The organism is Actinomadura sp. NPDC047616 (assembly GCF_040642915.1).
In the GTDB taxonomy this organism is placed as follows: Bacteria; Actinomycetota; Actinomycetes; order Streptosporangiales; family Streptosporangiaceae; genus Spirillospora; species Spirillospora miaoliensis.
The window spans coordinates 723953-733377 of sequence record NZ_JBEYTB010000002.1 but is presented as its reverse complement, the minus strand read 5'-3'; the positions used below and the strand labels follow the sequence as shown (position 1 = coordinate 733377).

The following is a 9425-nucleotide window of genomic DNA, read 5'->3' as shown; positions in this document are numbered from 1 at the left end:
TCCGGGGGGGGACTACCTGCTGAAGTACGTGCCGGGGGTGGGCCACATGGTGGTGTACCATCGGGCCGCCGACCCCGCGCGCGGGGGTGGCGGCGCCCGTCGCGTCTCACCAGGGATCGTGCTCGTCGAGGTAGGGCGGCTGCGGCTCGTCGTCGCGTCGGTGCCTGCCCCGGCCGCCGCCCGGCTCCGGCGGCGGGTTGCCGCCCGTCTGGTGGGGGGAGGCGCCCGGCGCGTACGGGTTGGCCGGGGGCTGCTGCTGCGGCCCGGTGCCGGGCGTGCGCGGGCTGTAGGGCTGCGAAAGGTACGGGTCCGGCGGGGGCGGCGCGCTGTAGGGGGCGGCCGGCCGCGTGGCGGTGTCCTGCGGCCCGCCGCGCGGGTGGACGCCCGCCGGGTGCTGGCCTGACGGGAGGCGGTCCGCCGGGTACGGCACCACCCCCGGCGGCAGCCCGCCCGGCCCCGCGCCCCCCGCGCCCGGGCGGCGGCGCGGCGGCCCGGGCGGCTCCTCGGCGAGCAGCCGCCGCAGCTGGCTCTTGCGCCGCCCGTAGACCAGGTAGACCAGCACGCCGAGCGCCATCCAGACCAGGAAGTACGCCCAGGTCTGCACCTTGAGGTTGAGCATCAGCCAGCCGACCGCGCCGATGGCCAGGGCCGCGGTCAGCGGGGCCAGCGGGACGCGGAACGGGCGGTGCAGGTCGGGCCGGTCGCGGCGCAGGGCCAGCACGCCCGCCGGGACGAACAGGAACGCGAACAGCGTCCCGATCACCACCATCTGCTCCAGCGTCAGCACGTCGAGGGTCTGCGACATCACGATCGCGGCGCCGCCGGACACCCACGCGGCCCGGAAGGGCACGCCGTAGCGGCGCGTCTCGGCCAGCCCGCGCGGCAACAGCCCGTCGCGCGACATGGAGAACACCACCCGGGTCAGCGCGATCAGCACCACGAGGATGACGGTGGTCAGGCCGAGCACCGCCCCCACGTCGATGACCTTGCCCATGACGCCCGCGCCCGCCGCGTCGAACGCGGTGGTGAGCACCGGCCCGGACGGGTCGAGCCGGGCGTAGGAGACCATCCCGACCATGGTGACGGCGACCCCGATGTACAGCACGACGGTCGTCACCAGGCTGACGATGATGCCGCGCGGGATGCTGCGCGGGGCGTCCCGGGTCTCCTCGGCGGCGGTGGCGATGAGATCGAATCCGATGTAGGCGAAGGCGATGGCGGGCGCGGCGGCCAGCACTCCCCAGATCCCGAACACCTGCGGCGTGCTGCCGGTGGCGGCGCCGAGCACCGCGTCCAGCACGGTCTGGCCGCTGCCGTCGGCGGCGGGCCGCGCCTCCGGCACGAACGGGCTGAGGTTGCCCGGGTCGAAGAACGTCAGGCCGACGCCGATGACCAGGCCGATCACCACCACCTTGGCCAGCACCATGAACCACAGCGTGCGCAGCCCCAGCCGGCTGCCGGTCGCCAGCACCGCCACCAGCAGCAGCAGGATGCCGAGCGCGAACAGGTCGAAGCCCTTGGGCTGGCCGACCAGGCCGGCGAGCCAGGACGGCACCGGGACGGCGAAGTCGCTGAGCGCCTGCGCGGCGAACACCGACCAGGCCCGCGCCACCACCGAGGCGGCCAGCAGCATCTCCAGGATCAGCGCCCAGCCGACCACCCAGGCCCACAGCTCGCCGAACGCCACGTAACTGTAGGAGTAGGCGCTGCCCGCGACCGGCACGATCGAGGCCAGCTCGGCGTAGAACAGCGCCGCCAGCAGGCACACCACGCCCGCGATGACGAAGGAGACGATCACGGCCGGACCGGCCGCGGTGGCGGCCTGCACCCCGGCGATCTTGAAGATGCCCGAGCCGATCATGACGCCGAGGCCGAGCACGATCAGGTCGCGGGTGCGGTAGGCCACGCGCAGCCGGTGCCGGCCGCCGTAGAGCTGCCCGGTCGCCTGTTCGACGGGCAGACGCCGGAACATGTTGTTGCCCATGCGGTTGTCCCAGGGTCGTAGTGGTCCCCCCATGGCTGAACCCGCGCCGCTGTTCGCGAGCACAAAGCCTGGCGAAGTCACTAAGAGTTCACCAAGTTTGGGTAAAACAGCAATGGTTCCGGTCGTATTGGTGCTGTCTCGTTGCCTTTCGGAGATGAAACGAGGTTCGGTAATTACATCCGCTAAGTCGCGATCTTGAAGTTTGCGCCATATGCCCGCCAACCGCCCTGGTCGCGAGGGGTGCCGGACCGGTTGCGATCCGTCCGCCTTGAGCGGGGTATGTTACAGCTGGATGACATGATCGTCGGGTGGCCGCCGGGACTCTGGCGACCTCCCGTGATCGATGCGACGGTGGAGCCGAGGTCCCCCCAGGGAGGTCATGTGTCACCGAGCGCGATGTCCCCGATCCCCGTTCCTCCCGTCCGATCCCGGCGCCGCTCCCGGCACCCCGGCCGCCTCCGCCGCCGCGCGGCGCTCGCCGTGGTCCTCGCCGCGACCGTGCCGCTGGCCGTGCCGGGCCCGGCCGCGCTCGCCGCACCTCCCCTGACCGCCCCGCCCGTCACCGCGCCCCCCGTGACGGCGCCGCCCAAGCAGCCGGTCGCCACCGGCTACGGCGGCGCGGTCGCCACCGTCGACCCCGACGCCAGCCGCAGCGCCATCGAGGTGCTCAGGCGCGGCGGCAACGCCGTGGACGCCGCCGTCGCCGCCGCCGCCACCCTCGGCGTCACCGAGCCGTACGTCGCGGCGATCGGCGGGGGCGGCTACCTGACCTACTACGACGCCAAGCGCCGCCGCGTGTACGCGCTGGACGGCCGCGAGACCGCGCCGCGGGCCATGCACGAGCGGTCGTTCGTCGACCCGTCCACCGGGCAGGCCATACCGTTCGACCAGGCCGTCACCAGCGGGCTGAGCGTCGGCGTGCCCGGCACCGTGGCCCAGTGGGACCTGGCGTTGCGCCGCTTCGGCACCCGCGACCTCGGCACCCTCCTGCGGCCCGCGATCGACGTCGCCGAGAAGGGCTTCGTCGTCGACCAGGAGTTCCACGACCAGACCGCCACCAACGAGGCGCGGTTCCGCGACATCACCCCCACGCGCAAGCTGTTCCTCCCCGGCGGCAAGCCGCCCGCCGTCGGCTCGGTGTTCCGCAACCCCGACCTGGCGCGCACCTACCGCGAACTGGCCAGGCGCGGGCCTGACTGGCTGTACGAGGGGAGGCTCGGCGAGGAGGTCGTGCGCACCGTCCAGAAGCCGCCGGTCGAGCCCGCCGCCACGCGCAACGTGCGTCCGGGGCTGATGCGGAAGGGCGACCTGGAGGCCTACAAGTCCACGTGGCGCGAGCCCACCCGCGTGTCCTACCGAGGGCTGGACGTCTACGGGATGCCGCCGTCCTCGTCCGGCGGCTCCACCGTCGGCGAGGCCCTGAACATCCTCGGCAACTTCCACCTCGACGCCAAGGACCAGGTGAAGGCCCTCCACTACTACCTGGAGGCGTCCAAGCTCGCCTACGCCGACCGGGGCCGGTACGTCGGCGACCCCGACAAGGTCGACGTGCCGCTCAAGGAACTGCTGTCGCGCGGCTTCGCCAGTGAACGCGCCTGCCTCATCAAGCCCGACCGGGCCGCCGCCGCGCCCGTCGCCCCCGGCTCCCCGGACGGCGACTACGCGCCCTGCGTCCCGCCCGGCGGCGCCACCCGCGCCCTCGCCTACGAGGGGCCGCAGACCACGCACCTGGCCGTCGCCGACAAGTGGGGCAACGTCGTCTCCTACACCATCACCATCGAGCAGTTCGGCGGCAGCGGGCTCACCGTGCCCGGCCGCGGCTTCCTGCTCAACAACGAGCTGACCGACTTCACCCTGCAGCCGCCCGCGCAGGGCGCGCCGGCCGACCCGAACCTGCCCGGACCGGGCAAGCGCCCGCGCAGCAGCATGTCCCCGACGATCGTGCTCAAGGACGGCCGCCCGATGCTGGCCGTCGGCACGCCCGGCGGGTCCACCATCATCACCACCGTGCTGCAGATCCTGCTCAACCGGATCGACCTGGGCATGGACCTGCCCGCCGCCCTGGCCGCGCCGCGCGCCACCCAGCGCAACACCCCGCAGGTGTTCGCCGAGCAGGCGTTCATCGACCGGTACGGCACGGCGCTGGCCGCGCGCGGGCACCGGCTGGAGCTGTTCGCCGGCCCGCCCGCCGGGACGATCGGCGCCGCCGCCGGGCTGGAGGTGCTGCGTCCCGGCCTGGTGCAGGCCGTCGCCGAACCGGTGCGCCGGGGCGGCGGCAGCGCCATGGTGGTCCGCCCGGCCCGCTAGGGCGGTGTTCGAGTAGGGCCGGGCCCGTCCGGCGCCCGACCGGGCGCCGGACGGGACTACGCTCAACGGCTGGGGGAAGGAGTGGTCCATGGCCCAGGCGTACGTTCAGGTGACGACGACCACCGACTCGCGTCAGGAGGCGGCGGACCTGGCCAAGTCCGCGGTCGCCGAACGCCTGGCCGCGTGCGCGCAGCTCGTCGGGCCCATCGCCAGCACCTACTGGTGGGAGGGCGAGATCGAGACGGCCGAGGAGTGGATGGTGGTGTTCAAGACCACCGACGACCGCTTCGACGAGCTGGCCACCCTCATCACCGAGGGGCACTCCTACGACACCCCCGAGATCATCGCCACCCCGGTGGTCGCGGGCAGCATGGACTACCTGGCCTGGGTGGCCGAGCAGACCGAGCCCCCCGAACCCGCCGAGGACGAGGACGACGAGGACGTCGGGCCCGTCACCGACTGACTCGTCCCTGTGTGTCACAGTACGTACCGGGGTAAATAAGCCATCGGTTACTCCGGAGGAACGCTGTGGACGACGTGGACTACGGTCTGTTCGGGCCCGGCTCGGTGACCTGGCGGGTCATGGGCGAGCCGGTGCTGTTCGTGGGAGGCATCCGGGCCCTGCTGCTGCAGGCGCTGCACCCGCGGTCGATGTGGGGCACCGCGCAGAACTCCGAGCTGATGGATCCGCGGGCCGCCTGGGCGCGGCTCGGCCGCACCGTGGAGTTCGTCCGGGTCCGCACCTACGGCACCCACGAGGAGGTCGAACGGGTCGGCCGCCGCGTCCGCCGGCTGCACTCCAGGCTCACCGGCCTGGACATGCGCACCGGCGAGGTGTTCCCCGTCGACGACCCGGAGAACCTGCTGTGGGTGCACATGGGCGAGGTCGACTCCTACCTCGACGTGGCGCGCCGCGCGGGCGTGCCGCTGAGCCGCCGGGACGCCGACCGGTTCGTCGACGAGCAGCGCCGCGCCGCCGCGGTCGTGGGCCTGGACCCCGCCGACGTGCCCGCCTCCGTCGCGGAGATGAAGGACTACTACGCGGCGATGCGCCCGCACATCTTCGCCTGCAAGGAGGCCCGGCAGGGGCTGGTGCGCATGTTCAACCCGGCCGTGCCCCGCCAGCTCATGCCGCTCAAGCTGGCCGCGCCCGCCCTGGCGACGCTCGTCGTCGCCACGCTGCCGCGCTGGGCCCGCCGCATGTACGGCCTGCCGGGCCTGCCCACCTCCGACCTGGCCGCCACGCTGACGCTCAAGGGGCTGTACCGCACCACGCACGTCGTCCCCGCGCAGTGGCGCTACTCGCCGGACGCCCAGCGCGCACGGCGCCTGACGCGCGAGTACGAGTCCGCCCAGGACGGCTGGGCCATCGCCTCCTGAGCCCCGGGCGTCCCCGCGCCCGGGGGCGCGGGGACGGGCCGTGTCAGCCGCGGCGCATGAGGCGGCCCACCGCGGCCATCAGCTCGGTGGACATCTCGTCGCCCTTGCCCTCCTCGGCGCCCTCGGCCACGCAGTGGCGGACGTGGCCGTCGAGCAGGCCGAGCGCCACCTTGTCCAGGGCCGCCTGGATGGCGCTGATCTGGGTGAGCACGTCGATGCAGTAGCGGTCTTCCTCGACCATGCGCTCGATGCCGCGCACCTGGCCCTCGATGCGGCGCAGGCGGGTCTGCAGCTGGTCCTTGGTCGCGCTGTAACCACGCGTGGGGGTCTGGCTGGTGGCCATGGTCGTCCTCGCAATCGGCGGGGGCTCGGTCCTCGGGTCCCCACCGTGGGGCCAACCCCCACGGGGTATGGTATACCCCGGGCCCAAGAGGTCAGCCCCGCGCGAGACCGGGCGGGACGTTCCAGGCCGCGATCACCGGCCGGTCGTGCTCGCGACCCAGCCTGGACAGGGTGCCGGTGTCCAGCGCGAACAGCCGTCCGGCGGCGGGTTCCAGGCCCAGCCAGCGCGCCGTGAGGATCCGCAGGACGTGGCCGTGCGCCACCAGCACCACGTCCCCGTCGCCGTCGAGGAGGGGACGCACCCGCTCCAGCACCGCGTCCACCCGCGCCCCGACGTGCTCGACCGTCTCCCCGGGATGCTCGGCGTCGCCGGGGACGACGCCGTCCTCCCACAGGTACCAGCCCGGACGCTCGCGCCGGACCTCGGCGGTGGTGATCCCCTCGTAGCCGCCGTAGTCCCACTCCCACAGGCCGGGATCGACGTCGTCGACGGTGAGCCCGGCCAGCTCCGCGGTGCGCAGCGCGCGCCGGGCCGGGCTCGCCAGCACCTTCGCGACGCGCAGCGACCGCACCAGCGGCGCCACCGAGCGCGCCTGCCGCTCGCCGCGTTCGGTCAGGGGCAGGTCGGTGCGCCCGGTGTGCCGCCGGTCGCGGCTCCACTCCGTCTCGCCGTGCCGAAGCAGGATCAGCTCGCCCATGGGGGTCATCATCGCCGGTCCGGCGAGGACGCCCCGCCGCGGGGGCCGGGGATCGGCTCAGGACAGGACGGACTCCAGGGACACGTGGTCCAGGCCGTGGGCCTCGGCGACGGGCCCGTACACCAGCGAGCCGTCGTGCGCGTTGAGGCCGAGGGCCAGGGCGGGGTCGTCGCGCAGCGCGGCGTGCCAGCCCTTGTTCGCGATGGCGACCGCGTACGGCAGCGTCACGTTGGTGAGGGCGTACGTGGAGGTGTTGGGAACCGCCCCGGGCATGTTGGCCACGCAGTAGAACACCGACTCGTGCACCGTGTAGGTGGGGTCGGCGTGCGTGGTGGGACGCGAGTCCTCGAAGCAGCCGCCCTGGTCGATGGCGATGTCGACCAGCACCGAACCCGGCTTCATCGCCGCGACCAGGTCGTTGGAGATCAGCGTGGGCGCCTTGGCGCCGGGGATGAGCACCGCGCCGATCACCAGGTCGGCGGCGCGCGCCTCCCGCTCGACGGCGTAGGCGCTGGACATCATGGTGCGCACGCGGCCCTGGTAGATCGCGTCGATGTGGCGCAGCCGGTCCAGGTTGAGGTCCAGGACGGTGACGTCGGCGCCCATGCCGACCGCCATCTGCGCGGCGTTCAGCCCGGACACGCCGCCGCCGATCACGACCACCTTGGCGGGGGCCACGCCCGGCACGCCGCCGGGCAGCACGCCGCGGCCGCCGTTGAAGCGCATCAGGTTGTACGCGCCGACCTGCGCGGCCAGCCGCCCGGCCACCTCCGACATCGGGGCCAGCAGCGGCAGCGACCGGTCGGGCAGCTGGACGGTCTCGTAGGCGATCGCGGTGACACCCGCCGCCAGCAGCGCGTCGGTGCACGAGCGGGACGCGGCCAGGTGCAGGTAGGTGAACAGCGTCTGGCCGCGGCGGATGCGGTGGTACTCCTCGGCGACGGGCTCCTTGACCTTGAGCACCAGCTCGGCCTCGCCCCACACCTCGTCCGGCCCGTCCAGGATCTTGGCGCCCGCGCCGGTGTACTCCTCGTCCGGGATGGCCGAACCCAGGCCTGCGCCGCGCTCGACGAAGACCTCGTGCCCGTGGCGTGTCAGCTCGTGGACCCCTGCGGGGGTGATCGCCACCCGGTATTCGTGGTTTTTGACCTCGCGTGGTACGCCGACCTTCACAGTGCCCTCCGTCATCCTCGACCAGGGGATACGGCATAAGGGTGCGTGCTCGCCGCGCCGCCCTGCCATGGTCACTGTGTACGAGTATCCCCGCAGTTGCTAACACCATGTAAACGGCCTGTTAGGAGTTCGCGTACGACCAGAACGACCCGCCTCATAGGTCGCAAACGCCACATCGGTGCAGGTCAGGATGGGGCCGTGTGCGCTTCCAGCGAGGGGCGGGTGCGGGGGCGGGCGTCCCGGCCGGACGGAGGCGCGGGCGTGCGGTCAGACGTGCGGTCAGGCGCGAGGGTCAGGCGCGAGGGACGGGTGCGAGGACGGGCGAGGGGTCAGGCGCGGCGCGGGGGGCGCACCGGGAGCCACTCGTCGGCGATCGCGACGGTCAGCTGCTCCAGCAGCGGGCCGGCCTGCCGGACGCGGCGGTCGGCGTCCGGCTCGATGTCGGCCAGGGCGTACACGGCGTGGATGCGGGCGCGGCGCAGCTGCTCGCCGGTCAGCCCCCGGCGGTCGGCCACCGCGACCACCGGGACGCGGGCGCGGGCGGCGGCGCGGGCAACGCCGACGGTGCTGCGGCCGCGCAGCGTCCGCACGTCCAGCGAACCCTCCCCGGTGACGACCAGCCGCGCGCCCCGCGCCCGGTCGGCGAAGCGGAGCAGGTCGAGCATGAGCGCGGTGCCGTCCTCGACCCGGGCGCCCAGGAACGCCAGCGCGGCGAACCCGACGCCGCCCGCGGCGCCCGCGCCCGGCCGGTCCCGCACCGCCGAGCGCGACGCCGCCTCGGCCAGGTCGGCCCAGCGGCGCAGGCCCGCGTCCAGCACCCGGATCTCCTCGCGCCCGACGCCCGCGTGCCGGGCCGCGAGCGCGGCGGCGCCGTTGCGGCCCAGCAGCGGCCCCGCCGAGTCGCCCGCCAGGATCACCTCCACACCCGACAGGTCGGCCATGCCGCGCAGGTCGAGGGCGTGCAGGGAGCGCAGCGCGGCGCCGCCGGGCGGCAGGTCCTTGCCGAGGGCGTCCAGCAGCCGCCCGCCGAGGCCCTGCACGAGCCCGGCGCCGCCGTCGGCGCACGCGCCGCCGCCGATCCCCAGCACGACGCGCCGGGCGCCCAGCCGCACCGCGTGCGCGACGAGCTGGCCGGTGCCCAGGCTGGTGGCGGTGAGCGGCTGCGGCCTGCCGCCGGGCAGCCGCCGCACCCCCGACGCCTCGGCCAGCTCCACCACGGCGGTGCCGCCGTTCAGCGCCAGGCACGCGGTCACCGGACGTCCCGTCGGCCCGCACACCTCCAGCTCCACCCGCCGCCAGCCGGACGCGACGGCGGCCGCGGCGGTGCCGTCGCCGCCGTCGGCGACCGGCAGCTCCACCAGGGGCACGCCGGGGCGGGCGCGGCGCAGCCCGGCGGCCAGGTGGCGGGCCACCTCGGGCGCCGACAGCGAGCCGGCGAAGCGGTCGGGGGCGAGCAGGACATGACCCGGCGGGGAGAGGTCGGAGGGGGTGTCCGGGGAGACCACAGCCACGCCTTTCACGCCGGGGTTCGGTGAAGCCCT

At 74.3% G+C, this 9425-nt stretch carries 8 protein-coding genes; 3 read left to right on the top strand and 5 right to left on the bottom strand.

Translation table 11 applies throughout. The annotated features are described in order from the left end of the window. Positions 1 to 106 precede the first annotated feature (106 nt). On the bottom strand, positions 107 to 1984 hold the full coding sequence (locus tag ABZ801_RS07590; RefSeq protein WP_360694125.1) for an amino acid permease: 1878 nt from the start codon (positions 1982 to 1984) through the stop codon (positions 107 to 109). A 381-nt stretch (positions 1985 to 2365) separates the two neighbouring features. On the opposite strand from ABZ801_RS07590, the gene ggt reads away from it, so the two are divergent. The 3 genes from ggt to ABZ801_RS07575 all read left to right on the top strand — a co-directional run bounded on the left by ggt (position 2366) and on the right by ABZ801_RS07575 (position 5671). Then, the gene (gene ggt / locus ABZ801_RS07585; RefSeq protein WP_360694122.1) at positions 2366 to 4291 is read left to right on the top strand and encodes a gamma-glutamyltransferase; all 1926 of its coding nucleotides are present in this window, start codon (positions 2366 to 2368) and stop codon (positions 4289 to 4291) included. Positions 4292 to 4379: 88 nt separating this feature from the next. Further along, positions 4380 to 4754, top strand: a complete 375-nt coding sequence (gene cutA / locus ABZ801_RS07580) for a divalent-cation tolerance protein CutA (RefSeq protein ID WP_360694119.1) — start codon at positions 4380 to 4382, stop codon at positions 4752 to 4754. Positions 4755 to 4819: 65 nt separating this feature from the next. Then, entirely contained in the window at positions 4820 to 5671 is an 852-nt protein-coding gene (locus ABZ801_RS07575) for an oxygenase MpaB family protein (RefSeq protein ID WP_360694116.1), read from the top strand. 43 nt (positions 5672 to 5714) lie between these two features. On the opposite strand, the gene ABZ801_RS07570 is transcribed toward ABZ801_RS07575, so the two are convergent. The 4 genes from ABZ801_RS07570 to ABZ801_RS07555 all read right to left on the bottom strand — a co-directional run bounded on the left by ABZ801_RS07570 (position 5715) and on the right by ABZ801_RS07555 (position 9404). Next, on the bottom strand, positions 5715 to 6014 hold the full coding sequence (locus ABZ801_RS07570) for a metal-sensitive transcriptional regulator (protein ID WP_344945167.1): 300 nt from the start codon (positions 6012 to 6014) through the stop codon (positions 5715 to 5717). Between the two features lie 91 nt (positions 6015 to 6105). After that, positions 6106 to 6711, bottom strand: coding sequence for a histidine phosphatase family protein (locus tag ABZ801_RS07565; RefSeq protein WP_344945165.1), 606 nt, complete (start codon positions 6709 to 6711; stop codon positions 6106 to 6108). Positions 6712 to 6768: 57 nt separating this feature from the next. After that, positions 6769 to 7884 (bottom strand): alanine dehydrogenase, encoded by a 1116-nt coding sequence (gene ald / locus ABZ801_RS07560; RefSeq protein ID WP_344945185.1) that lies wholly within the window; start codon positions 7882 to 7884, stop codon positions 6769 to 6771. Positions 7885 to 8213: 329 nt separating this feature from the next. Next, positions 8214 to 9404 (bottom strand): glycerate kinase, encoded by a 1191-nt coding sequence (locus ABZ801_RS07555; RefSeq protein WP_360694111.1) that lies wholly within the window; start codon positions 9402 to 9404, stop codon positions 8214 to 8216. Positions 9405 to 9425: the final 21 nt, after the last annotated feature.

Excerpts from the sequence above, each read along its gene's own strand:
- ABZ801_RS07570 (WP_344945167.1), bottom strand. The coding sequence starts at position 6,014 with ATGGCCACCAGCCAGACCCCCACGCGTGGTTACAGCGCGACCAAGGAC.
- ABZ801_RS07590 (WP_360694125.1), bottom strand. The coding sequence starts at position 1,984 with ATGGGCAACAACATGTTCCGGCGTCTGCCCGTCGAACAGGCGACCGGG.
- cutA (WP_360694119.1), top strand. The coding sequence starts at position 4,380 with ATGGCCCAGGCGTACGTTCAGGTGACGACGACCACCGACTCGCGTCAG.
- ABZ801_RS07565 (WP_344945165.1), bottom strand. The coding sequence starts at position 6,711 with ATGGGCGAGCTGATCCTGCTTCGGCACGGCGAGACGGAGTGGAGCCGC.